The following is a 23,994-nucleotide window of genomic DNA, read 5'->3' as shown; positions in this document are numbered from 1 at the left end:
CGGCTCGCCACCGATCCTTCTGTGTGTACGACTTGTGTACGTCCGGCCCCGTCTCCGCCGTTCCCGCCCGATGTCCCTCGATCGGGTGGTGTATCGGATGGTGTGCCGGGTCGTGTGTGTCGCCCGCTGTCTCACAGCCGCTTGACCCCCTTGATGCGCCCGGCGCGGGCCACGCGCGCTCTCGCCGCCTTCATCCGCAGGCCTCCGCCGCGCTGGCGGCCGATGCTCAGACCGGTGCCGGAGGACAGCCAGCCCGAGGAGACATCGGTGACCTTGGTGGCGGAGTTGGTCTCGGCGAGCGGATCGTTCTCGGCGCGCCGGGCCAGCGCCATGATCCCGGGGACCACGAAGGGCGCGAGCAGCAGATCGTAGAGCGCGGCCGTGAACAGCAGGCTGCCGAGGCCCACATGACGTGCGGCGGTGTCACCGACGAGCGCCCCGACGCCCGCGTACAGGAGGGTGGTGCCGACTGCGGCGGCCACCACGACGGCCATCGGGCCGGTCGCGGACCTGAGTTGGCCGTTGTCGGGCTTGACGAGGCCGGCGAGATAGCCGATGACGCACAGCACGAGGGCGTAGCGGCCGGCGGCGTGGTCGGCGGGTGGGGCCAGGTCGGCGAGGAGTCCGGCGCCGAAGCCGATGAGGGCGCCGCCGACGTGTCCGTAGACCAGGGCCAGGCCGAGCACCGTGAGGAGCAGCAGGTCGGGTACGGCGCCCGGGAGTTGGAGCCGGGCGAGGATGCTCACCTGGATCACCAGGGCGACGACCACGAGGGTGGTGGAGAGCAGCAACCGGTTGAAGCGCATGAAAGTTCAGCTCCTACTGTTCTTGCTGCTGGTATTGCTGCAGGTCCTGCTGCTGATCTTGTTGTTGCTGCTGCCGCTGTTCCAGTTGCTGGTCCGCCAGTTGCTCCTGCTGCCCGTTCCCTTGCTGGTCCTGCTGTCCCTGCTGCTCCTGCTGCGAGCCGTCGGCGACCCCACCGGCCGACGGCGTCACCGTCACCGTCACGGTGGGCGTGGGGGTCGGCTTGGGCTTGTCTGGGAGGACCGTGTCGCGCGGGTCCCTGGCCGGGGCCTCGACGACCACGCCGACGATGTCCAGCCTGGTGAAGCTCACATACGGCTTCACATAGAGCGTGCGGGTCAGGTCGCCACCCGAGGGGTCGACCCGCACCACATCGCCGACCGGTACGCCCGGGACGAACGGCTTGTCGGCCTGCGAGCCGAAGGTGACCAGGCGGTCGCCCTTCTTCACCTTGGCCTTTCCGTTGAGGAGTTCGACGCGGAGCGGTCGGTCGCCCTGCCCGGAGGCGAAGCCGAGTTCGTCGGTGGACTCCATGCGGGTGCCCACGGTGAAGTCGGGGTCGTTGGCGAGGAGCACGGTGGCCGTGTTCGGTCCGACGGTGGTGACCCGTCCGACCAGACCGTCTCCGTTGAGGACGGTCATGTCGCGCTTGATGCCGTCGTTGGCGCCGACGTCGATGGTGATGGTCCAGGAGAAGCCCTGCGCCGCTCCTATCGCGATGACCTCGGCTCCCTTGATGCCGTACTGGCCCTCGCCCGCCACCTTGAGGATCTTGTCGAGCTGCGTGGCCCGGCTGCGGTTGCGGTCGTCGCTGCCCAGCTTCGCCTTCAGCGCCGCGTTCTCGCGCTCCAGCCGGGCGACGCGGTCGTGGCGCTCGTCGGAGTCGCGGATGGCGGCGACGGCGTTGCCGATCGGGTCGACCGCGGCCGCGACACCGTTCTCGACCGGGCCGAAGACGGCGGCGGCGGCATGCCGGGCACCGTCGACGGGTGAGTCCTCCCCGCCGCGGATGTCCACCGTGATCAATGCGAACGCGATGGCGATCAGCAGCACCAGGAGCAGCCGACTCTCTCGTGTGTCCCTCACGTGCGGCGGCCGTGCCTTCCTCGTCGGAATTCCTATAGCCCTTGGGGGAGCCCTGGAAGCCTGGGGAGCCCCGCGCCCCTTCGGGAGCTTATGCCTGTGTTTCAACGATCCGCCGCACGGGATGGCAGCTGCGGCTACCCCGTACGGCGGATGCAGCGCGCGTGTCGACCCGGGTGCGCGGGCCGGACGGGCCGGCCCGATGCGTGGGGCCCGGTCCGTCGCACCGCTCGAGCCGACGCGCCGACTTCACGGGTACGCACCGGAACCCGCGGGGCACCTCCGGCCGGCGTACGCGCGCTCGCGGCCGTACGTCATCTGCGTGGCTGGGCGTCCAGCACCTGCTGGAGCGCCTCGAACTCCTCGACGCACTTGCCGGATCCGAGCGCCACGCTGTCCAGCGGGTCCTCGGCGATATGGATCGGCATCCCGGTCTCCCGGCGCAGCCGCTCGTCGAGTCCCCTCAACAGAGCGCCGCCGCCGGTGAGGACGATGCCGCGGTCCATGATGTCGCCGGACAGCTCCGGCGGGCACTTGTCGAGCGTGGTCTTCACGGCGTCGACGATGGCGTTGACCGGTTCCTCGATGGCCTTGCGGACTTCGGACGCCGAGACGACAACGGTCTTCGGCAGCCCGGAAACGAGGTCACGGCCACGGATTTCGGTGTGCTCGTCAGTGTCGAGGTCGTACGCCGAACCGATCGTGATCTTGATCTGCTCGGCCGTCCGTTCACCGAGGAGGAGGCTGTACTCCTTCTTGATGTGCTGGATGATCGCGTTGTCCAGCTCGTCGCCCGCCACCCGGATGGACTGGGCGGTGACGATGCCGCCGAGCGAGATGACCGCGACCTCCGTGGTGCCGCCGCCGATGTCCACCACCATGTTGCCGGTGGCCTCGTGCACCGGCAGTCCGGAGCCGATGGCCGCCGCCATCGGCTCCTCGATGATGTGCACCTGACGTGCGCCGGCCTGGGAGGACGCTTCGATGACGGCGCGCCGCTCAACACCGGTGATCCCGGAGGGAACGCAGACGACCACGCGAGGACGGGCGAGATACCTCCGCTTGTGGATCTTCAGGATGAAGTAGCGGAGCATCCGCTCGGTGATCTCGAAGTCGGCGATGACGCCGTCCTTGAGCGGACGTACGGCCACGATGTTGCCGGGCGTGCGCCCGATCATCTTCTTCGCTTCGGCGCCGACCGCGAGGATGCCACCGGTGTTGGTGTTGATCGCGACCACGGACGGTTCGTTGAGTACGATCCCGCGACCCCTGACGTACACCAGCGTGTTGGCGGTCCCGAGGTCGACAGCCATGTCACGGCCGATGAACGACATTGAGTTCCCCATCAGGATTCGTCTGGCCTTCCCAAAGTGGAGCGTTGACGGCTTTTCAGGACGGCGAGGTGGGCGCGGTGACGTGATGGCGTCCATCGTAGTCTCGCCACCGCGGAACACCGCGCGAGGGTCTTCGCCATTGTCAGCAGATGATGCGCGGTCTCGCTTCTGGAGACGGGCCAACGGGGGCATCCGTTCCCCCGATCGGCACGCATATGCCAGCGGACGGCCGGAAATCTACGGCTGCCGCTGGTCGGCCGCCACTCTCCTGACATCCGGTCAGGGTGAATTTTTGCTGGATTTTCCGTGGGGCTGTGGTGGGCCGTTCGGGTGGGGGCCACCTGGCCACCGATGGCTTCCACCCCCACACCCCGCTCGGGCACGCAAGACCTGCGTGCGGCACGGGAGCCGGCGGCGGGCGCAACGCCCGCCCGCCGCCGGCTCACCGCTCAGGCGCGAGCCGGGAAGAAGATCTTGACCTCGCGTTCGGCGGACTCCTCGGAGTCCGAGGCGTGGATCAGGTTCTCGCGGACGATCACGCCGTAGTCGCCACGGATGGAGCCGGGCGCGGCGGCGATCGGGTCGGTCGGGCCGGCGAGCGCGCGCACGCCCTCGATGACCCGCTCGCCCTCGACAATCAGGGCGACGACCGGGCCGGAGGCCATGAACGCGACCAGCGGCTCGTAGAACGGCTTGCCCTTGTGCTCGCCGTAGTGCTGCTCCAGGGTGTCCTGGTCCAGCGTGCGCAGCTCCAGCGCGGTGATCTGCCAGCCGGCCTTGCGCTCGATGCGGCTGATGATCTCGCCGGTCAGGCCGCGACGGACGGCGTCGGGCTTGAGAAGGACGAGGGTGCGCTGGGTCACGAGCGTGGCTCCTTACGGATTACATGTGATTCAGGTGTGCGGAGAGCACCGAGGCTACAGGGCGTGGCCTGGTGCGCGTCACTCAATGTCAGGGAAGCGGTACTTCCAGCCCGGGCCCCGCCGGGCCGGCTCAGGGGCCGGCTCAGGCGCCGGAGGGACTGGCCTTCTCCGCCTCTCCGGCGAACCGCGCCTTGGCCTCGTCGATCTTCCGCCCGTAGTGCACCGACGCCCACCACAGGGCGGCGAAGACCAGCCCCAGGAAGAACATCGCCGGAACGACGAACCCGGATCCGATCAACGCGATCTGCAGGGCCCATCCGAGATGGACCCCGCCGGGGCGGGTGATCATCCCGCAGAGCAGGACGCTCAGCCCCATCGCGACACCGCAGACCGTCCAGACCGTGGTCATGGAGAGGTCGGAGTCCTTCATCGCGACGAGCCCCGCGAAGCCGATCACGAAGAACTCGCCGATCAGGGTCGAAGCACAGAGGGTACGCAACGGAACTCAGCCCCTCCCCAAGAGCAGTCGGGCCTCGCCGACGGTGATGACGGAACCGGTGACCAGCACGCCGCCACCCGCGTACTCGCCCTCTTCCTCGGCGAGCGTGATGGCGGCCTCCAGCGCGTCGTCGAGGCGCGGTTCGACCTGGACGCGATCCTCGCCGAACACCTCCACCGCGATCCCGGCCAGTTCGTCCGCGTCCATCGCGCGGTGCGAGGAGTTCTGGGTGATCACGACCTCGGCGAAGATCGGCTCGAACGCCTCCAGCAGCCCGCGCGCGTTCTTGTCACCGCTCGCGCCGACCACACCGATGAGCCGGCTGAAGTCGAACGCCTCGCTGACGGCTTCCGCCGTGGCGCGGGCGCCGGCCGGGTTGTGGGCGGCGTCCAGCACCACGGTCGGCGAGCGGCGCACCACCTCCAGGCGGCCCGGGGAGGCCACGGAGGCGAAGGCCTTGCGGACGGTGTCGAAGTCGAGCGGCTGGGGGCGCTGGGAGCCGACACCGAAGAACGCCTCGACCGCGGCGAGTGCCACGGCGGCGTTGTGCGCCTGGTAGGCGCCGTGCAGCGGCAGGAAGACCTCCGCGTACTCGCCGCCGAGCCCGCGCAGCGTGAGCAGCTGCCCGCCCACGGCGACCTGGCGGGAGACGACGCCGAACTCCAGGCCCTCGCGGGCCACGGTCGCGTCCACCTCGACGGCCTTCTTCAGCAGTACCTGGGCCGCGTCGACCGGCTGCTGGGCCATGATCACGGTGGCGTCCTGCTTGACGATGCCGGCCTTCTCCACCGCGATCTCGCCGGGGGTGGTACCGAGGCGGTCGGTGTGGTCGAGGTCTATGGGGGTGACGACGGCGACGTCGCCGTCGATCACGTTGGTGGCGTCCCAGCTGCCGCCCATGCCCACCTCGACGACGGCCACGTCGACCGGCGCGTCCGCGAACGCCGCGTACGCCATCGCGGTGAGGACCTCGAAGAAGGAGAGCCGGAACTCCTGCTGGGAGTCGACGAGTTCGATGTAGGGCTTGATGTCGTTGTACGTCTCGACGAAACGCTCGGCGGAGATCGAGGCGCCGTCCAGGCTGATCCGCTCGGTGATCGACTGGACGTGGGGGCTGGTGTAGCGGCCGGTGCGCAGTTCGAAGGCTCCGAGGAGGGCCTCGATCATGCGGGCGGTGGAGGTCTTGCCGTTGGTGCCCGTGATGTGGATCGAGGGGTATGCGCGCTGCGGTTCGCCGAGCACGTCCATGAGCGCGGCGATCCGGGTCACGGAGGGCTCGAGTTTGGTCTCGCCCCAGCGGGTGGCGAGCTCCGCCTCGACCTCCCGTAGGGCCTTGTCGACCTCGGGGTCGGTGGGGCGCGCGGGGACGTCCGTCTGGGGCGGTCCGCCCTGGGTGCGCAGGGTACGGCTGCCTGCCTCGATCACGGCGAGATCGGGGTCGCGGTCCGTCTCGGCGTCGACGATCTCGTCGAAGCGGTCGCTGTCGTCCGGGGGGAGCTCACTCACGGGGACAGTCTACGAAGTGGGGCGGGGGGGGGGGGGGGGGGGGGTTTGGGGGGGGGGCCCCCCCCCCCCCCCCCCCCCGCCCCGACGTCGTGACGCAAGCACGAGAGGCGGCTACGCCTCCGGCAGGCGGGCCAGTTGGGACTGGATGCGGGTGATGTCCTCCTCCGCCTTGGCGAGGCGGGTGCGGATCTTCTCCACGACCTGGTCCGGCGCCTTGGCGAGGAACGCCTCGTTGCCGAGCTTGGCCGTGGCCTGTGCCTTCTCCTTCTCCGCGCTCGCGAGGTCCTTGGCGAGCCGCTTGCGCTCCGCCTCGACGTCGATCGCGCCGGACAGGTCGAGCGCGACCTCGGCGCCCGCGACCGGGAGGGTCGCCGTCGCCGTGAAGGCGTCGCCCTCCGGCTGCAGGCGCAGGAGCTGGCGGATGGCCGGCTCGTGGGTGGCGAGCGCCGTGCCGTCCAGGTTCAGCCGGGCCGGGACCCGCTGGCCGGGCTGGAGCCCCTGGTCGGAGCGGAAGCGCCGGACCTCCGTGATGACCTGCTGCAGGGTCTCGATCTCCCGTTCGGCGTCGGAGTCACGGAAGCCGCTGTCCTGCGGCCAGTCGGCGATCACGACCGACTCGCCGCCGGTCAGGGTGGTCCACAGCGTCTCCGTGACGAACGGGACCACCGGGTGCAGCAGCTTCAGCGTGACGTCCAGGACCTCGCCCAGGACCCGCTTGCTGACCTCGGCGGCCTCGCCACCCGCCTGGAACGTCGTCTTGGACAGCTCGACGTACCAGTCGAAGACCTCGTCCCACGCGAAGTGGAAGAGGGCGTCGGACAGCTTCGCGAACTGGTAGTCGTCGTAGAACGCGTCGACTTCGGCGACGACCGAGTTCAGACGGGAGAGGATCCAGCGGTCGGTGGCGGACATCCGGGAGGCGTCCGGGAGCGGTCCCTCGACCGTCGCGCCGTTCATGAGGGCGAAGCGCGTCGCGTTCCAGATCTTGTTGGCGAAGTTCCGGGAGCCCTGGACCCAGTCCTCGCCGATCGGGACGTCGACGCCCGGGTTGGCGCCGCGGGCCAGGGTGAACCTGAGCGCGTCGGAGCCGTACTTGTCCATCCAGTCCAGCGGGTTGACCGCGTTGCCGAAGGACTTCGACATCTTCTTGCCGAACTGGTCGCGGACCATGCCGTGCAGGGCGATGGTGTGGAACGGCGGGGTGCCGTCCATCGCGTACAGGCCGAACATCATCATCCGGGCGACCCAGAAGAAGAGGATGTCGTAGCCGGTGACCAGGACGGAGTTCGGGTAGAACTTCGCGAGGCTCTCGGTCTGTTCGGGCCAGCCCAGGGTGGAGAAGGGCCACAGGCCGGAGGAGAACCAGGTGTCGAGGACGTCGGTGTCCTGACGCCAGCCCTCGCCGGTGGGCGGTTCCTCGTCGGGACCGACGCAGACGGTCTCGCCGTTCGGGCCGTACCAGACGGGGATGCGGTGGCCCCACCACAACTGCCGTGAGATGCACCAGTCGTGGAGGTTGTCGACCCAGTCGAAGTACCGCTTCTCCATCTCCTGCGGGTGGATGGTGACGCGGCCGTCGCGGACCGCGTCGCCGGCGGCCTTGGCCAGCGGGCCGACCTTGACCCACCACTGCATGGACAGGCGCGGCTCGATGGTGGTCTTGCAGCGCGAGCAGTGGCCGACGGAGTGGACGTAGGGCCGCTTCTCCGCGACGATCCGGCCCTCGGCGCGCAGCGCGGCGACGATGGCGGAGCGTGCCTCGAGGCGGTCCAGGCCCTGGAAGGGGCCGTGGGCGGTGATGACGGCGTGCTCGTCCATGACGGTGAGGGACGGCAGGTTGTGGCGCTGGCCGATCTCGAAGTCGTTCGGGTCGTGGGCGGGGGTGACCTTGACGGCACCCGTGCCGAACTCGGGATCGACGTGGGTGTCGGCGACGACGGGGATGGAGCGGTCGGTGAGCGGGAGGTTGATCAGCTTGCCGATCAGGTGCCGGTAGCGCTCGTCGTCCGGGTGGACGGCGACCGCGGTGTCACCGAGCATCGTCTCGGCACGGGTCGTGGCGACGACGATGGTGTCGTCTCCGTCGCCGTACTTCATGGAGACGAGCTCGCCGTCGTCGTCCTGGTACTCGACCTCGATGTCGGAGATCGCGGTCAGACAGCGCGGGCACCAGTTGATGATGCGCTCGGCACGGTAGATCAGTTCGTCGTCGTAGAGGCGCTTGAAGATGGTCTGGACGGCCTTCGAGAGGCCCTCGTCCATGGTGAAGCGCTCGCGCGACCAGGCGACGCCGTCTCCCAGGCGGCGCATCTGGCCGGAGATCTGTCCGCCGGACTCGGCCTTCCACTGCCAGACGCGCTCGACGAACGCCTCACGGCCGAGGTCGTGGCGGGACTTGCCCTCCTTCGCGAGCTCCCGCTCGACGACGTTCTGCGTGGCGATGCCGGCGTGGTCCATGCCGGGCTGCCACAGCGTCTCGTGGCCCTGCATGCGCTTGCGGCGGGTCAGGGCGTCGATGAGGGTGTGCTCGAAGGCATGCCCGAGGTGCAGGCTTCCGGTGACGTTGGGCGGCGGGATGACGATGGTGTACGCGGGCTTGTCGCTCTTCGCGTCCGCCTCGAAGTAGCCCCGTTCTACCCAGCGCTCGTACAGCTTCCCCTCTACCTCGGCCGGCGCGTACTGGGTCGGCAGTTCGGTGATGGGCGCTGTTGGCTGCTGCTGAGCGTTCTCGGTCACCCGCTCAGTTTAGGGGTGTCACGGGGTCGTCCCGAAACCCGATTCTTCGGTAACGGTCGGGCTTCCCGTGTCACAGGGTGCGATCCGTTCCGTCAGGATGTTCGGAACACATAAGCACCGGGGGGAGACCCAGAGATGAGCTACAACCAGCCAGGCCCCTATGGCGGGCAGCCCCAGCAGCCCGGGCCTTACGGCCAGCCTGGCCCCTACGGCCAGCCGCCGCAGAACGCCCCCCAGGCCCCCCAGCCCGGCTACGGCTATCCGCAGCAGGCTCCGCCGCAGCCCGGCTACGGGTACCCCCAGCAGGCTCCCCAGGGCGTTCCGGCCCAGGACAACCCGTACGGCCAGCAGCCGCCCTACGGTCAGCAGCCCCCGTACGGCCAGCAGCCCCCGTACGGCACCGTCCCGCAGCCGCCGGCCCCGGGGGGCGGCGGCAAGAAGACGGGCCTGATCATCGGTGCGGTGGCGGTCGTGGCGGCGATTGCCGTGGGGGCGTACTTCGTCATAGGCGGCGGGGGCGGCAGCGGTTCCGACATCCCCGACGACGGGCCGCACAAGCTGACGGCTCCCGCGTCGGTGCTCGGCGGTGAGTACAAGAAGGGCAAGGAGTCCGGCAGCGGCGGCATGACCAAGTCGGATCTGAAGGACGCCGAGTCCTGGGGCGTGAAGAACCCCAAGGACGTCGACGCCACCTACGAGTCGGGCGACGAGAGCAACCCGCTCGCGATGAAGCAGCTGACGTTCGGGGGCGTCTACGGCACGATCGACGACCCGGAGGCGGTCGTCGACAGCATGTTCGCCTACATGAAGAAGAAGAGCGAGGAGGAGGGCAGCAAGGACGAAGGAAAGCTCGTCGGCAGCCCGAAGGCCTTCAGCCCGAGCGGCCTCGACGGTGCGGTCCTCAAGTGCCAGGAGCTCAAGGGCGACATGGGCGAGTCGGGTGCCGGCCCCAAGGAGATGTCGATCCCGTTCTGCGTCTGGGGTGACCACAGCACCGTCGCCATGGTGATGCCGCTGGACTTCGCGGACATCATGAGCGGCAAGTCCGGCTCCCTGGAGGAGGCGGCCGAAACCGCGGCCAAGCTCCGCAAGGAAGTGCGCGTCAAGGCCTGACCCCAGGCCGTCGGACGCACGGAAGGGGCCCCGGTCCGTCGACCGGGGCCCCTTCCGTGCGTCGCTCCGCTTACGCGGTCTTCTGCTCGCCCGAGCCGCGTCCCCGCGCGTCCCGCGGGATCAGCGTCGGGTTCACGTTCGAGTGGACGACGTCGGCCGTGATGACGACACGGGCCACGTCCTTGCGGGACGGGACCTCGTACATCACGGACATGAGGACCTCTTCCATGATGGCGCGCAGGCCGCGCGCGCCGGTCTGGCGGAGGATCGCCTGGTCGGCGATGGCTTCCAGGGCCTCACGCTCGAAGTCCAGCTCCACGCCGTCGAGTTCGAACAGGCGCTGGTACTGCTTCACCAGCGCGTTGCGCGGCTCCATCAGGATCTGCAGGAGCGCCTCGCGGTCGAGGTTGTGGACGGAGGTGATGACCGGGAGGCGGCCGATGAACTCGGGGATCATCCCGAACTTCACCAGGTCCTCCGGCATGACGTCCTCGAACTGGTCCTTCGACTCGATTTCGCGCTTGGAGCGGATCGTGGCGCCGAAGCCGATACCCTTCGCGCCGGCCCGCGCCTCGATGATCTTCTCCAGACCGGCGAACGCGCCGCCCACGATGAACAGGACGTTCGTCGTGTCGATCTGGATGAACTCCTGGTGCGGGTGCTTTCGCCCGCCCTGCGGAGGAACGGAGGCGGTGGTGCCCTCCAGGATCTTCAGCAGGGCCTGCTGGACGCCCTCGCCGCTCACATCGCGTGTGATGGAGGGGTTTTCACTCTTCCGCGCGACCTTGTCGATCTCATCGATGTAGATGATCCCGGTTTCGGCCTTCTTGACGTCGTAGTCCGCGGCCTGGATGAGCTTGAGGAGGATGTTCTCCACGTCCTCGCCCACGTAGCCCGCCTCCGTCAGCGCCGTCGCGTCGGCGATGGCGAACGGGACGTTGAGCATGCGGGCGAGGGTCTGCGCGAGCAGCGTCTTGCCGGAACCGGTGGGGCCCAGCAGCAGGATGTTCGATTTCGACAACTCGATGGCGTCGTCGCGGCCTTGGGCCCCGCCGTTCTCACCGGCCTGGACCCGTTTGTAGTGGTTGTACACCGCGACCGAGAGAGCCTTCTTGGCGGCCTCCTGGCCCACCACGTAGCCCTCGAGGAACTCGTAGATCTCGCGGGGCTTGGGCAGTTCCTCCCAGCGCACCTCGCTCGTCTCGGCGAGTTCCTCCTCGATGATCTCGTTGCAGAGATCGATGCACTCGTCGCAGATGTACACACCGGGGCCTGCGATGAGCTTCTTGACCTGCTTCTGGCTCTTGCCACAGAACGAGCACTTGAGCAGATCGCCGCCGTCACCGATGCGTGCCACGGTGTGCTTCCCCTTCGCCTGGGAGACGCCGTAGATCCAGCGGCTCCTGGTGCCTTATGTCCGACGGTACCTTGCCGGGGCCCCTGTTCGGGCCCCCCTTGGCGCGGTTCACTTTGACGTGACCCGCACCAAGGGCGGCGAACGATAACAGGCTCGCGTCAGCGGACAGCCGAGTTGTTCATCTTGCGGGTGGAAATGATCTGGTCGATCAGGCCGTACGAGAGCGCGTCCTCGGCCGTGAGGATCTTGTCGCGCTCGATGTCCTCGCGGATCTTCTCGATCGGCGTGGTGGAGTGCTTGGCCAGCATCTCCTCCAGCTGCGAGCGCATCCGGAGGATTTCGTTGGCGGCGATCTCCAGGTCGGAGACCTGGCCGCGACCGGTCTCGCTGTACGGCTGGTGGATCAGCACACGGGCGTTCGGCAGCGCCATGCGCTTGCCGGGCGTGCCGGCGGCCAGCAGGACGGCGGCGGCGGACGCCGCCTGGCCCATGCAGACCGTCTGGATGTCGGGCTTCACGAACTGCATCGTGTCGTAGATGGCCGTCAGCGCCGTGAAGGAGCCGCCGGGGCTGTTGATGTAGACCGAGATGTCCCGGTCGGGGTCCATCGACTCCAGGCACAGCAGCTGCGCCATGACGTCGTTGGCGGAGGCGTCGTCGATCTGGACGCCGAGGAAGATGACGCGCTCCTCGAACAGCTTCGCGTACGGGTCGTATTCGCGCACGCCCTGGGAGGTGCGCTCGACGAAGCGCGGGATGACGTAGCGGGACTCGGCGCGGGCGCCGGTGTACTCGGCCTGCATACGGTCGGCCGTCGCTCGAGCGGCCTGCACGCGGCCGTAGAGGCCACTGCCGGGGAAGTCGTTCACTGGTGTCTCCTGAGAGCCTGGGAAGGGCTTTGGCGGTCGGCTGGGGGGTGGTGGGGCTGCGCGTCGCGTACGCGGCTCACGGCGGCGTACGCGGGCCTGCGGGCCGGTCCGGGCCGTGCCGGCCCGCGGACCCGCGGGGGACGCGCACCGGCGTGCGTGCGCCGGTTACGCCGCCCCGGTGCCGCCGCCGCCCGGCATGCCGGCAGCGGTGGGCATGATGTCGTCGATCAGGCCGTACTCCTTGGCCTCGATCGGGTCGAACCAGCGGTCGCGGTCCGAGTCGCGGGTGATCTGCTCGACCGACTGGCCTGTGTGGAAGGCGGTGAGCTCGGCCATGCGCTTCTTGGTGTGCAGCAGCCGCTCGGCGTGGATCTTGATGTCCGAGGCGGAGCCCGCGAGGCCCGCGGAGGGCTGGTGGATCAGGATCTCGGCGTTGGGCAGCGCGAAGCGCTTGCCGGGGGTGCCGGCGCTGAGCAGGAACTGGCCCATGGAGGCCGCCATGCCCATGGCGATGGTCACCACGTCGTTCTTGATGTACTGCATGGTGTCGTAGATCGCCATGCCTGCCGTGATCGAACCGCCGGGGCTGTTGATGTACAGGTAGATGTCCTTGTCCGGGTCGGAGGCAAGGAGCAGCAGCTGTGCGGTGATCTTGTTGGCGATGTCGTCGTCGACCGGCTGGCCGAGGAAGATGATCCGCTCGTTGAGCAGCCGGTTGTAGACCTGGTCGCCGAGGCCGCCACCGATGGAAGGCTCGCCGGCGGCGGAGGGCATCAGATTCGTCACGTATCCACCTGCTCGTCTTACGACGGCGCCGGGCCGTCTCACGTGTTCTGCTTCAGGCCTAGGATCCCCCGGGTGCCGTACCGCCTCCCGGCGGCGTTCGCGTCCGGGGACTCCCCTGCCCTCGTATTCATGGACCCTAACGCGCAGGCCCGACAGTGCCATCCCGGTTCCGGGACTGTTCGCTGTGAGCGCATGTCACTCCGCTGGGCTTGGCCGTCCGTATGGCGCGTGACGGCGCTGCCTGCGCCGGGTCTGGTGCGTTTCGTCGCGGGGTTCGTCGGCGTGAAACGGCCTCGGCCTCGAACACCGGCGGAGGGGCCGATCCGGGCTGGGAGGGGCCGATCCGGGAGAGGGGCCGATTCGGGGGGTGAGGGGCCGATCCGGTGTGTGGGTTTCCGTGCGTGGTGGGCTGATCGGCCTTGCGGCCCAGCCCTCAGGCACCGGCCGAGCTGGACATGGCCGGCCTGGAGTGGGGCGCGGGGCGCCGGACGGTACGCGCAGGAGCGCGGGGCCCCGCCGGAATCCGGGGCGCGAGCTGCATAGGTCGGGTGCGGCTCCACCGCGGGCGCGGTCAGCCACCGGCCACCCGCACAGGACCCGGCACAGGCCGGGCGGCCCTGGAGGCAGCGCGGGGTCCACGGGGCGTGGGGCCCCTCGGGCGGGGGCCAGGGGCCGCAGTCCCAGGGAACGAGAGGGCCCGGCCGACCCTGGGAACGGAGGGGCCGTAGAACCAGGGAACCCAGAGGGCGGCAGGCCCAGGGAACGCGGGGGCGGCAGACCCAGGCAACGAGCGGGCGACAGCCCCTGGGAGCCAAGGGGGCAGCAGCCCCAGGGAACGCAGGGAGCCGCAGACCCAGGGAACGCAGGGAGCCGCAGACCCAGGCAACGAGCGGGCGACAGCCCCTGGGAGCCAAGGGGGCAGCAGCCCCACGGAACGCGGGGCCGCAGATCAGGCACGAGCGGGCGACAGCCCCTGGGAGCCAAGGGGGCAGCAGCCCCAGGGAACGCGGGGCCGCAGATCAGGCACGAGAGGGCGACCAGCGAACGAGCGGGCGGCCGAGCCTGGGGAAACGGGGCGGGCCCCGGGGCGCAGTGCGTCCCGGGGCCCGCGGTGGATCGTGGCGGAGGGTGTTACGCCTCCGGCTTCTCCTCCGTGGTCTCGGACTCGGCCTCAGCCTCGGGGGCCTCGGTGGCGGCCTCCGTGGCCTCCTCCTCGTCCTCCTCGTCGTCGAGGTCGACGACCTCGCCGTTCGTGTCCTTGATCGTCGCGGCCTCGACGACGACCGCGAGGGCCTTGCCGCGGGCCACCTCGCCGACCAGCATCGGAACCTGGCCGCCCTCGACGACCGCCTGGGCGAACTGGTCGGGGGACATGCCGGAGCCGGCCGCGCGCCGCATGAGGTGCTCGGTGAGCTCCTCCTGGTTGACGTTCAGCTTCTCCTTGTTGACGAGCTCGTCCAGGACGAACTGCGTCTTGATGCCCTTGATCGCGGCTTCGCGCGTCTCGGTCTCGAACTCCTCGGCGGTCTTGCCCTGGAGCTCCAGGTACTTGTCGAGGGTCAGACCCATCTGGCCGAGCTGGTGGTGCTCGAGGTTGTGCTTGCGGGTGTTGATCTCGTCCTCGAGCAGCTTCTCGGGAACGGGCACCTCGACCAGCTCCAGCAGCTTCTCCAGGACGCGCTCCTGAGCCTGCGTGGCCTGGTCGTACTGCTTCATGTTCTCCAGGCGCTTGCGGCTGTCCGCCTTCAGCTCCTCGAGGGTGTCGAACTCGGAGGCGAGCTGGGCGAAGTCGTCGTCGAGCTCGGGCAGCTCGCGTGCGGCCACCTGGGTGACCTTGACGGTGACCTCGGCCTCCTTGCCGGCCGCCGAGCCGCCCTTCAGCTCGGAGGTGAAGGTGGCCTCGCCACCGGCCTCCAGGCCCTTCACGGCGTCGTCGATGCCGTCCAGCAGCTCACCGGAGCCGATGGTGTAGGAGACGCCGTTCGCGACCCCGTCCTCCAGGACCTCGCCGTCGACCTTGGCCTCCAGGTCGATCGTCACGACGTCGCCGTCCTCGGCGGCGCGCTCCACCGGAGAGGTGGAGGCGAAGCGCTCACGCAGGTCGGAAACGGCCTTCTCGACGTCCTCGTCGGCGACCTCGACCGCGTCGACCTCGACCTCGATGCCGGAGTAGTCCGGAATCTCGATGGTCGGGCGGACGTCGACCTCGGCGGTGAAGGACAGCAGCTCGTTGTCCTTCAGCTCGGTGATGTCGACGTCGGGCTGGCCGAGAACGTTCAGCTCGGCCTCGTTCACGGCGTCGGTGTAGAACTTCGGCAGCGCGTCGTTGACGGCCTCCTCGAGGACCGCACCGCGGCCGAACCGCTGGTCGATGATGCGGGCCGGGATCTTGCCCTTGCGGAAGCCCTTCACCGTGACCTGCTGGTTGATCTTCTTGTACGCCGCGTCGAGGCTGGCCTTGAGCTCCTCGAAGGGCACCTCGACAGTGAGCCGAACCCGAGTCGGGTTCAGGGTCTCCACGGCGCTCTTCACGGTTCGGTCTCCTTGTGGCTGACTTCTTGGGGGTTCTGCTGACACCTTCTACGGGACCGGGACCGGTTCACGCAGCGCTGCAGCGGATTCGCGCCCTTGAGACGCCCTTGAGAGACGTAACAGTGCAGACACACGGGCGCGCAGCTTGCATAGTAACCGGCGGCGGTACGCGCTCCCAAGGTGATCTACGAACCGGCGACACGGCCGGCGGTGGTCGGGGTGGCGGGATTTGAACCCACGGCCTTCCGCTCCCAAAGCGGACGCGCTACCAAGCTGCGCCACACCCCGTTTCGGTGCGACACGTAGGGTACATGCCCACAGGCAGTACGGTTGCCGCATTTCATGAGCGGCACGGCGGGCGGGCCGGTGGTGTGCGTGGAGAGCCCGCGACCCGCTACGATGCCTCCTGTGCCGCGGTCACCGACCATCAGTGCCACGCGGCGCTAGCTGTGCGGGCGTAGCTCAATGGTAGAGCCCTAGTCTTCCAAACTAGCTACGCGGGTTCGATTCCCGTCGCCCGCTCCATACGGCTCAGGGCCAGGTCAGAGGATCACTCCTCCGCCTGGCCCTGATCGTTTTCCGGGGCTCCATGGGGTGGGCCGGCGCAACAGCCCCGTCGAGCGCCAGCCCGCCGTGCGACGCTGGACGCGTGGCCCGTGTCGACTACTTCAACGATCCGAACGCACCCAAGGCGAACAGCATCGTGCCGTCGGTCACCGCCGTGGCGCTGAACGAGGCCGGGGAAGTCCTGTTGATCCACAGGACGGACAACGGCCTGTGGGCTCTGCCCGGCGGCGGGGTCGATGTCGGCGAGTCGGCTCCCGAGGCGGCCGTCCGGGAGACGAAGGAGGAGACCGGGTTCGACGTCGAGGTGACGGGCCTGGTCGGTATCTACACGAACCCCGCGCATGTCATGGCGTACGACGACGGCGAGGTACGTCAGCAGTTCTCGATCTGCTTCCGGGCGCGCGTCACCGGGGGCGGACCGAGGACGAGCGGCGAGAGCACGGAAGTCGCGTTCGCGGCGCCGAGCAGGCTCGACTGGCTGAGCATCCATCCGTCCATGCGGATGCGGATCGATCACGGCTTGGCGGAGCGGCCGGAGCCCTACATCGGCTGAGCCGGAGCGGCGCGCGCTTCGTGAGGGCGCACGGTGTCCGAGATCACCCCGCCATCAGCCACTCGCGGCGGCCACGGGCCCCGGGACCCCGTCCTGCCCCTCCCCGCACGATCAGCCGCTGTCCACCCCTTCCGCCCACCACGCGGTGAGCAAGGCGTACAGGACCACCTACGCTCCGTGCACGAGGGCGGGTTCGCCCGGAGGAGGAGGCCTTGGCGGGGCCGGTGAAGGTCTTCCTCAGAACTGGATCGAGTTGATCGTCTCCGCGATGGAGTTCAGGAACCGCTGGATGTCGTCGGCCATGCCGGTCGAGGCGAGGAAGAAGCCGAACAGGACAGCGACGATCGCGGGGCCCGCCTTGATCGACCCCCCTCGGATCAAGACCACCAAGACGATCGCCAACAGCAGCACCACTGACAGCGAAATGGCCACAACTGATCACACCCTAGGTCGTCCGCTCTCCCGGCGCGGAGGTGCGATGCCGCACACCCCCGCCAGAACAATCGTGCCACCAACCGACCCCTGGTATGCGGTGCGTGAGCATTCACCGGCGGTCCGCCCCGCCGGCCCCTCCGCCCGGGGTGTTCCGGTGACGTGAACTGCCGGACTGCGCAAGGGAATTCGAGCGTCGCCACGCACAGCGAATTCGGGGCGATGGTTTCCGTGCCCACCGACCCCGTCTGCACATCCTGTTCGCAGTTAATTCGAATTGTGGCGACGGGCATAGTGGGGGGTCGAGAACAGCTGACTAAACATCAATCAACCGGACATTTCACCAGAGTCGCCCGCAGACGTTATGCACCATTTAAGCGGGATGAGTGTGGACACAAGGGGCATACGGGAGTGAGCGATGACACGTGAACTGCTCGGCCAACTCCCATGAAATGCGGGGTACCCGAGGAAGCGGTGAAGAAATCACCGAGAGGGTTTTACGAATTCCCGCACACACCGCTAGGGTGCCTCAGATGTTCCACGCTGCCACGTCCCCCGTATGCGCAGTGAGGTCCCGCGCCGTTCCGCCGAGTTCCTGGTGGGAGGGTCTGTGACGAACTCGCTCAGTCCGCACGGCCGTCAGAGCACCGACCTTGCCTCTGGCAGGTCCGCGACGCCGTCCGCCGCGCCGCCGTCCACCGAGCCGGCACCGGGCATCCCGAGCCCCCGGCTCCACCGGACGCCCGCCGACTCCCCCGTCCCGGACGCCCGGCCGACCAGAGAGCGCGACGCGTTCTTCGACAACGCCAAGTACCTGACGATCGTGCTGGTGGCCCTCGGCCACGCGTGGGAACCACTGACCGACCACAGCCGGACCGCGGAAGCGCTCTACATGGTCGTCTACAGCTTCCACATGCCGGCCTTCGTCCTCATCTCCGGCTACTTCTCCCGCAGTTTCGACATGCGTCCGGACCGGCTTCGGCGACTGGTCACCGGGATCGCCGTCCCGTACGTCGTCTTCGAGGCCGCCTACAGCCTGTTCAAGCGCTGGGCCGACGACGACCCGGGCCATCCGCTCAGCCTGCTCGACCCCTGGTACCTGACCTGGTTCCTGATCGCGCTGTTCGTGTGGCGGCTGACCACCCCGCTGTGGAAGGTGGTCCGCTGGCCCGTCCCGCTGGCGCTCACCATCGCCGTGCTCGCCTCCGTCTCCCCCGACATCGGCGACGACCTCGATCTGCAACGCGTCCTGCAGTTCCTGCCGTTCTTCGTGCTGGGCCTGTTCATGAAGCCGGAGCACTTCCAGATGTTGCGCCGCCGCGAGGTGCGCGTCCTCTCGGTGCCGGTCTTCCTGGCGGCGCTGGTGGTGGCGTACTGGGCGGCGCCGCGGATGAGTTCGGCGTGGTTCTACCACCGTGACAGCGCTCAGGAGCTGGGCGCGCCGTGGTGGGTCGGCGCCGTGATGACGCTCGCGCTGTTCGGCTGCTCGGCGCTGCTGACGGCCGCCTTCCTGTCCTGGGTGCCGCGCCGTCACAGGTGGTTCACGGTGCTGGGAGCGGGCACGCTGTACGGCTACCTGCTGCACGGCTTCCTGGTCCGCGCGTCCCGTTCCTGGGGCTGGTACGACAACTACGACTGGCTGCGCGCGCCGCTTGGTGAGGTGTTCGTCTCACTGGTCGCGGCGGCCGTCGTCACCCTGCTGTGCACCCCGCCGGTGCGGCGGGCCTTCCGCTTCGCGATGGAGCCGAAGCTGGAGTGGGCGTTCAAGCGAGACGCCACGGAGATCGCCCGGGCGCGGGCCAAGGCCTGATCCTCCGGTTCGAGGTGCCACGAGTTCACGGTGCGGCGAGACCGAGAAGTGCGCGCATGGTGGCGTACTTCTCGGTCAGACGTGTGCGGGTCGGCTCGTCCAGGACCGCGAGCCGTGCCGGGTTCGCGTTGTGGGCGAGGTCCGACTCCTTGACCAGGAGCGCGCCCGGGGTGTCGAGGATGCGCCGGGCGTAGGCCTCCTGAGGCTCACCCTTTCGCTTGGTGAGCGCCAGGACGATGTCCTTCGTGCGCCGGGTGAGCGCGGCCGAGCGCAGCCATTCCTCGGTGAGGGCGTCGTCCTCCACGGCGTCGTGCAGCCAGGCGGCGGCGATCTGCTCGTCGTCCCCTCCTTTGGCACGCACGCCGTTCGCGACGGCCTGGAGGTGCTCGGTGTAGGGCCGTCCGGCCTTGTCGGTCTGGGCTGCGTGCGCCTCGCGGGCGAGGGCTTCCACTTCGGGCAGGGTCAGCAGCGGTGTCGTCGTCACCTCCCCAGTGTCCCGCGCAGCACCGCCCGGACGGGCAGGGTGTTCGCCGTCGAGGCCGGGCGCCGGGGACCGGCCGCTCGGCAGGGCGGCAGAGCGGTCGGCGGCAGGGGACAGAGCGGTCGGCGGCAGGCGGCAGGCGGCAGAGCGGTCGGCTGCAGGGCGGCAGTCGTCGGCTGCAGGGCGGCAGTCGTCGGCGGTACGGCTACAGGGCGCGTTCCCGGCAGATCAGCAGCAGCGCCCGGTCGTCGTTCACGTCCTTGGCCACCGCCTCGATCAGGTGCCAGGCCGCTCCGTGGAAGCCGCCCGCCACATAGCGGTCGGCCTCGCCGGTGAGGCGGTCGATGCCCTCCGCGATGTCCCGTTCGCTGGTCTCCACCAGACCGTCCGTGAACAGCATCAGGACGTCGCCGGGGCGCAGGGAGCCCTTGACGGGGTCGAACTGGGCGCCGTCGTAGACGCCGAGGAGCGGACCCTCCGCGCCCTTCTCCTCCCAGCGACCGCTGCCCGCGCTGAGCTGGAGGCCCGGCGGATGGCCGGCGGAGAAGAGTTCGTAGTCGCCGGATTCCAGGTCGAGGACGAGGTGGATGGAGGTCGCGAAGCCCTCGTCCCAGTCCTGGCGCAGGAGGTAGCCGTTGGCGGCGGGCAGGAACGCGTGCGGTGGGAGCGAGCCCAGCAGGCCGCCGAAGGCGCCGGAGAGCAGCAGGGCGCGCGAGCCCGCGTCCATGCCCTTGCCGGACACGTCCGTGAGGACGACCTCCAGGGTTCGTCCCCCGTTCGTCCGGGCCGCGACGACGAAGTCGCCGGAGAAGGACTGGCCGCCGGCCGGCCTCAGCGCCATCTCCCGGTGCCAGCCCACCGGCAGCTTCGGCAACTTGCTCTGCACACGGATCCGTTCGCGCAGGTCGAAGAGCATGGTGCCGCCGCGCCGCCAGGGCACGCCGACCCGGCTGCGGAACTGGGCGATCAGCAGTCCGAAGAAGCCACAGGCGGCGACCACCAGCACCACGCCCGGGGTGACCCGCGAGGGACCCTCGGTGTAGGGGCCGAGTTGAACGGACTCCACGATCAGCGCGGTCGCCGCGGCGGCGTACAGGGCGAGCAGGCTCGACGGCCGCAGCAACAGTCCGCCCGCGACGATCGGCAGCACCAGCGCGGCGGGCGAGCACCACACCGAGTTCATCAGTGTCGTCGCGGCGATCACGGGGATGGTCAGCAGCAGACCGGCGAGCGCGACCCAGTCGGAGCCGTCGCCGCGGAAGTAGTCGACGGCGGATCTGCGCATGCCGGTGCGAGCCCGGTGCGCCAGCTTCTTCAACCGGGCCGTGAACGTCTCGGCTTCCGCGCGCCGCTCTCGTCCTGCTGTCATTAGTTCGGGACCCTATCCATCAGGCCAGGTGCTTCGCACGGGAGGTCCCACTTGTCCCCCGTCCGAGGACGCATTTCACAGACCCGGCGGGGCTGCGGCGCCCCGCCGCGGCCGGGAAATTCCCTCGCTCATACCGCTATGCCCTGGTACGCATGGGCGTATGACGACTGACTTGCGGGTGCTGCGGCCGGAGCAGTGGGACTACTGGTACGGCAAGCTGATCCTCGCGTTCGGCGGTGTCCCGGAGGCCCCCGAGGAGATGGAGCTCTATCGCGAACTCACCGAGTTCGACCGGTCGATCGGCGCCTGGGACGGCGACACCTGTGTGGGCACCGCGGGAGCGTTCAGCTTCCGGCTCACTGTACCCGGCGGTGCCCCGGTGCAGACCGCGGGCGTGACGATGGTCAGCGTCGCCGCGACCCACCGTCGGCGCGGTGTGCTGACGTCGATGATGCGACGGCAGTTGGACGACGTACGGCGGTGGGGCGAACCGGTGGCCGTGCTGACGGCGTCGGAGCCCGGGATCTACGGCCGGTTCGGATACGGCATCAGCACCGCACAACTGGGGCTGCGGATCGACACGTCCCGGGTGCGGCTCGCGGCGCCGGACGGCACCGACGACGTACGACTGCGGTTCGCCGGGCCCGCCGACAAGGCGGTGGTCGAGGCGTGCGAAGCGGTGTACGGGCGGGTGGCCGCGGTCCGGCCCGGGATGCTGGTGCGGCAGCCCGGTTGGGAACGGCTGCCGCTGCTGGACCCGGAGAGCGACCGCAAGGGCAGTTCACCGATGCAGTGCGTGCTGGCGGAGCGGGACGGTGAAGTGGTCGGGTACGCGCGCTACTTCATCAAGCCGCAGTGGAACGATGCCGGGCCCAAGGGGATCATCGAGCTGCGCGATCTGGAGGCGCTCGATCCGGCGGCGTACGCGGCTTTGTGGCGGTTCCTCTTCGACGTCGACCTGACCAGCACCGTCGAGGCGCGCAACCGGCCGGTGGACGACGCCGTGCAGCACCTGGTCTCCGACATCCGGCGGTGCGAGCCGTGGCTGCGCGACTCCCTGTACCTGCGGCTGGTGGACGTCGGGGCGGCGCTGGAGGCGCGGACGTACCAGACGCCGCTGGACGTGGTGTTCGAGGTCGAGGACGCCTTCTGCCCCTGGAACACCGGCCGTTGGCGGCTCACCGGGGACGCGAAGGGGGCGTCCTGCCGCCCGACCACGGACCCGGCCGATCTCGCGCTGTCCGTGAGGGAGTTGGGCGTTGCCTATCTCGGCGGCGTCTCGCTGTCCGCGCTGGCCGGGGCCGGCCGGGTGCGGGAGGTGCGGCCGGGAGCGCTGGCCGAGGCGTCGGTGGCGTTCGCCTCGGACGTGGCGCCGTGGCTGCCGCACGGGTTCTGAGCGCGGATTGCCCGGCGTTCGAGCCGACCCGCGATCAGTGTGCGGATCGGGGTCGGCTCGCGTGTGCTGCACGTGAGTTGTTCGGCGTGTGCTGGGCGCGGGTCGGCCCGGGTGGGGAACCGGGCGGCCCGGTAGGTCAGTTCTGCTGGCAGGCGGGGCACCAGAAGAGGTTGCGGGCGGCGAGGTCGGCCGTGCGGATCTCGCCGCCGCAGAGGTGGCACGGCATCGCGGCGCGGCGGTAGACGTAGACCTCGCCGCCGTGGTCGTCCTTGCGGGGCGGGCGGCCCATCGCCTCCGGGGTGTGTTCGGGGCGGACGGTGTCGATGCGGTTGTTGCGGACGCCCTCGCGCATCAGCTCGACGAGGTCGGTCCAGACGGCGTCCCACTCGGCCGCGGTGATGTCCTTGCCGGCGCGGTAGGGGTCGATGCGGTGCCGGAAGAGGACCTCGGCACGGTAGACGTTGCCGACGCCCGCGATGATCTTCTGGTCCATGAGTAGTGCGGCGATCGTGGTGCGGCTGCGGGAGACGCGCCGGTACGCGGCCGCGGGGTCGGCGTCGGCGCGCAGCGGGTCGGGGCCGAGCCGGTCGTGGATCGCCTGCTTCTCGGCGGGGGTGATCAGGGCGCAGGTGGTGGGTCCGCGGAGGTCCACGTACGCGGTGTCGTTCGCGAGGCGGAGGCGGACGGTTTCGGTGGGCGGGGGTGGTGGGGCGGCGCCGAAGTTCACCTTGCCGAAGAGGCCGAGGTGGATGTGGATCCAGTCGGTGTCGCGGAAGCCGAGGAAGAGGTGTTTGCCGTGGGCGTCCGCCTCGGCGAGGGGGGTGCCGTCGAGGAGGGCGGCGGCGTCGGTGAACTTGCCCTGGGGGCTGGTGACGCGTGTTGTTCCACCGGCGAAGTGGGACGTGTAGTCCTGCGCCAGACGGTGAATGGTGTGCCCTTCCGGCACGGATCCTCTCTTTCGTGCAAGGGCGGCTGCCCCGTCGACCCCGCTTCGTCACAGGGGCGCGGGGGACTGCGCGATCAACCTCGGGCGAGGCCCCCTCGCGCAGCCCCTTGAGCAGCCTCTGAGCAGCCCCTGAGAGCCCATAAGCGGCCACTGAGCAAGCCCCTGAGCAGGCCTCTGAGCAAGCCCCTTGCGGAAGCCTCCTCGCGGAGCCCTCTCAGCCGGTCAGGGCTCAGTCCTGGGGGTGGTGCGGCGGGATCGGGGGGAGGTCGCCCGTCGTCTCGTAGGCCGACAGCATGTCGATGCGGCGGACGTGGCGGGCGTCGCCCGAGAAGGGGGTGTTCAGGAAGGTCTCCACGAACTTCGTCGCCTCCTCCTGAGTGTGCATGCGCGCACCGACGGCGACGACGTTCGCGTTGTTGTGCTCGCGGCCCAGCGACGCGGTCTCCACGCTCCAGGCCAGCGCCGCGCGAACCCCCGTCACCTTGTTCGCCGCGATCTGCTCGCCATTGCCCGAGCCGCCGATCACGATGCCGAGGGAGCCGGCGTCCGCGGCCGTGCGCTCCGCTGCGCGGAGGCAGAACGGCGGGTAGTCGTCCTGGGCGTCGTAGATGTGCGGCCCGCAGTCGACGGGCTCGTGCCCCGCCGCCTTGAGCCACTCGACGAGATGGTTCTTGAGTTCGTAGCCGGCATGGTCCGAGCCGAGGTACACGCGCATGCGTCCGAGTGTGGCACGCCTTCAGCGGGCAGGCGCGTCAGGGTCCCGCCCCGCACGCCCCGTGAGACATCCGTGAACACAAAGACCGAAACAGACCTTCACGGAATGGGGCCTTCCGACCGTGACGAGCCTGGGGTTGCATGGGAAGGCTCGTGATCCGAGACCTAAGGAATAGTGCATGACCTCGCAGCATTCCCTTGCGAAGGAAGATAAGAAGCCCCCAATCGCCAGCGAACCAAAGCA

Annotated in this window: 20 protein-coding genes and 2 tRNA genes; 5 read left to right on the top strand and 17 right to left on the bottom strand. The window is 69.4% G+C overall.

What is annotated here, in order from left to right:
* Window positions 1–131 precede the first annotated feature (131 nt).
* From mreD to EF387_RS13030, 7 genes are all read right to left on the bottom strand, one after another.
* Window positions 132–806, bottom strand: coding sequence for a rod shape-determining protein MreD (gene mreD / locus EF387_RS13060; protein WP_128376701.1), 675 nt, complete (start codon window positions 804–806; stop codon window positions 132–134).
* Window positions 807–819: 13 nt separating this feature from the next.
* Window positions 820–1,890, bottom strand: coding sequence for a rod shape-determining protein MreC (gene mreC / locus EF387_RS13055; protein ID WP_128376700.1), 1,071 nt, complete (start codon window positions 1,888–1,890; stop codon window positions 820–822).
* Between the two features lie 311 nt (window positions 1,891–2,201).
* A complete protein-coding gene (locus EF387_RS13050; protein ID WP_128376945.1) occupies window positions 2,202–3,221 on the bottom strand; it encodes a rod shape-determining protein in 1,020 nt (339 codons plus the stop codon).
* A 449-nt stretch (window positions 3,222–3,670) separates the two neighbouring features.
* Window positions 3,671–4,084 carry a nucleoside-diphosphate kinase gene (gene ndk, locus EF387_RS13045; RefSeq protein WP_128376699.1) on the bottom strand — a complete coding sequence of 138 codons (414 nt, stop codon included), beginning with the start codon at window positions 4,082–4,084 and terminating at the stop codon, window positions 3,671–3,673.
* 142 nt (window positions 4,085–4,226) lie between these two features.
* Window positions 4,227–4,583: a DUF4233 domain-containing protein gene (locus EF387_RS13040; protein WP_128376698.1), complete on the bottom strand. Its 357-nt coding sequence runs from the start codon at window positions 4,581–4,583 to the stop codon at window positions 4,227–4,229.
* Between the two features lie 6 nt (window positions 4,584–4,589).
* Entirely contained in the window at window positions 4,590–6,089 is a 1,500-nt protein-coding gene (folC, locus tag EF387_RS13035; RefSeq protein WP_128376697.1) for a bifunctional tetrahydrofolate synthase/dihydrofolate synthase, read from the bottom strand.
* A 111-nt stretch (window positions 6,090–6,200) separates the two neighbouring features.
* Entirely contained in the window at window positions 6,201–8,825 is a 2,625-nt protein-coding gene (locus EF387_RS13030) for a valine--tRNA ligase (RefSeq protein ID WP_128376696.1), read from the bottom strand.
* 135 nt (window positions 8,826–8,960) lie between these two features.
* On the opposite strand from EF387_RS13030, the gene EF387_RS13025 reads away from it, so the two are divergent.
* Window positions 8,961–9,938: a hypothetical protein gene (locus EF387_RS13025; RefSeq protein WP_128376695.1), complete on the top strand. Its 978-nt coding sequence runs from the start codon at window positions 8,961–8,963 to the stop codon at window positions 9,936–9,938.
* Window positions 9,939–10,008: 70 nt separating this feature from the next.
* Here EF387_RS13025 and clpX read toward each other — a convergent pair whose 3' ends face one another.
* From clpX to EF387_RS13000, 5 genes are all read right to left on the bottom strand, one after another.
* Complete coding sequence (gene clpX / locus EF387_RS13020) at window positions 10,009–11,295, bottom strand: ATP-dependent Clp protease ATP-binding subunit ClpX (protein WP_128376694.1); 1,287 nt, start codon at window positions 11,293–11,295, stop codon at window positions 10,009–10,011.
* Window positions 11,296–11,453: 158 nt separating this feature from the next.
* Window positions 11,454–12,164 carry an ATP-dependent Clp protease proteolytic subunit gene (locus EF387_RS13015; protein WP_128376693.1) on the bottom strand — a complete coding sequence of 237 codons (711 nt, stop codon included), beginning with the start codon at window positions 12,162–12,164 and terminating at the stop codon, window positions 11,454–11,456.
* Window positions 12,165–12,329: 165 nt separating this feature from the next.
* Window positions 12,330–12,938, bottom strand: a complete 609-nt coding sequence (locus EF387_RS13010; RefSeq protein ID WP_162467140.1) for an ATP-dependent Clp protease proteolytic subunit — start codon at window positions 12,936–12,938, stop codon at window positions 12,330–12,332.
* Window positions 12,939–14,081: 1,143 nt separating this feature from the next.
* Window positions 14,082–15,482 (bottom strand): trigger factor, encoded by a 1,401-nt coding sequence (gene tig / locus EF387_RS13005; protein ID WP_128376691.1) that lies wholly within the window; start codon window positions 15,480–15,482, stop codon window positions 14,082–14,084.
* Between the two features lie 211 nt (window positions 15,483–15,693).
* Window positions 15,694–15,770, bottom strand: a tRNA-Pro gene (locus EF387_RS13000).
* A 163-nt stretch (window positions 15,771–15,933) separates the two neighbouring features.
* Here EF387_RS13000 and EF387_RS12995 point away from each other — a divergent pair.
* Together EF387_RS12995 and EF387_RS12990 are read left to right on the top strand one after the other, a co-directional pair.
* A tRNA-Gly gene (locus EF387_RS12995) sits at window positions 15,934–16,007 on the top strand.
* A gap of 124 nt (window positions 16,008–16,131) precedes the next feature.
* Complete coding sequence (locus tag EF387_RS12990; protein WP_128376690.1) at window positions 16,132–16,602, top strand: NUDIX hydrolase; 471 nt, start codon at window positions 16,132–16,134, stop codon at window positions 16,600–16,602.
* Between the two features lie 237 nt (window positions 16,603–16,839).
* Here EF387_RS12990 and EF387_RS12985 read toward each other — a convergent pair whose 3' ends face one another.
* A complete protein-coding gene (locus EF387_RS12985) occupies window positions 16,840–17,034 on the bottom strand; it encodes a hypothetical protein (protein ID WP_128376689.1) in 195 nt (64 codons plus the stop codon).
* Window positions 17,035–17,644: 610 nt separating this feature from the next.
* Here EF387_RS12985 and EF387_RS12980 point away from each other — a divergent pair.
* Window positions 17,645–18,844, top strand: a complete 1,200-nt coding sequence (locus tag EF387_RS12980) for an acyltransferase family protein (protein ID WP_420802563.1) — start codon at window positions 17,645–17,647, stop codon at window positions 18,842–18,844.
* Window positions 18,845–18,869: 25 nt separating this feature from the next.
* Here the strand turns inward: EF387_RS12980 and EF387_RS12975 are convergent, their stop codons facing one another.
* On the bottom strand, window positions 18,870–19,328 hold the full coding sequence (locus EF387_RS12975) for an HD domain-containing protein (RefSeq protein ID WP_128376688.1): 459 nt from the start codon (window positions 19,326–19,328) through the stop codon (window positions 18,870–18,872).
* A 202-nt stretch (window positions 19,329–19,530) separates the two neighbouring features.
* On the bottom strand, window positions 19,531–20,694 hold the full coding sequence (locus EF387_RS12970) for a PP2C family protein-serine/threonine phosphatase (protein ID WP_128376687.1): 1,164 nt from the start codon (window positions 20,692–20,694) through the stop codon (window positions 19,531–19,533).
* A 160-nt stretch (window positions 20,695–20,854) separates the two neighbouring features.
* Between EF387_RS12970 and EF387_RS12965 the strand changes: the two genes are divergently transcribed.
* A complete protein-coding gene (locus EF387_RS12965; protein ID WP_128376686.1) occupies window positions 20,855–22,090 on the top strand; it encodes a GNAT family N-acetyltransferase in 1,236 nt (411 codons plus the stop codon).
* A 136-nt stretch (window positions 22,091–22,226) separates the two neighbouring features.
* On the opposite strand, the gene EF387_RS12960 is transcribed toward EF387_RS12965, so the two are convergent.
* On the bottom strand, window positions 22,227–23,036 hold the full coding sequence (locus EF387_RS12960) for an Fpg/Nei family DNA glycosylase (protein WP_128376685.1): 810 nt from the start codon (window positions 23,034–23,036) through the stop codon (window positions 22,227–22,229).
* Between the two features lie 229 nt (window positions 23,037–23,265).
* Window positions 23,266–23,751: a ribose-5-phosphate isomerase gene (locus EF387_RS12955; protein WP_128376684.1), complete on the bottom strand. Its 486-nt coding sequence runs from the start codon at window positions 23,749–23,751 to the stop codon at window positions 23,266–23,268.
* Window positions 23,752–23,994: the final 243 nt, after the last annotated feature.

This window comes from Streptomyces cavernae (assembly GCF_004023625.1).
Classification (GTDB): Bacteria; Actinomycetota; Actinomycetes; order Streptomycetales; family Streptomycetaceae; genus Streptomyces; species Streptomyces cavernae.
Note: the sequence above shows the minus strand (reverse complement) of the source record. Positions and strands in the feature narration are given on the sequence as shown.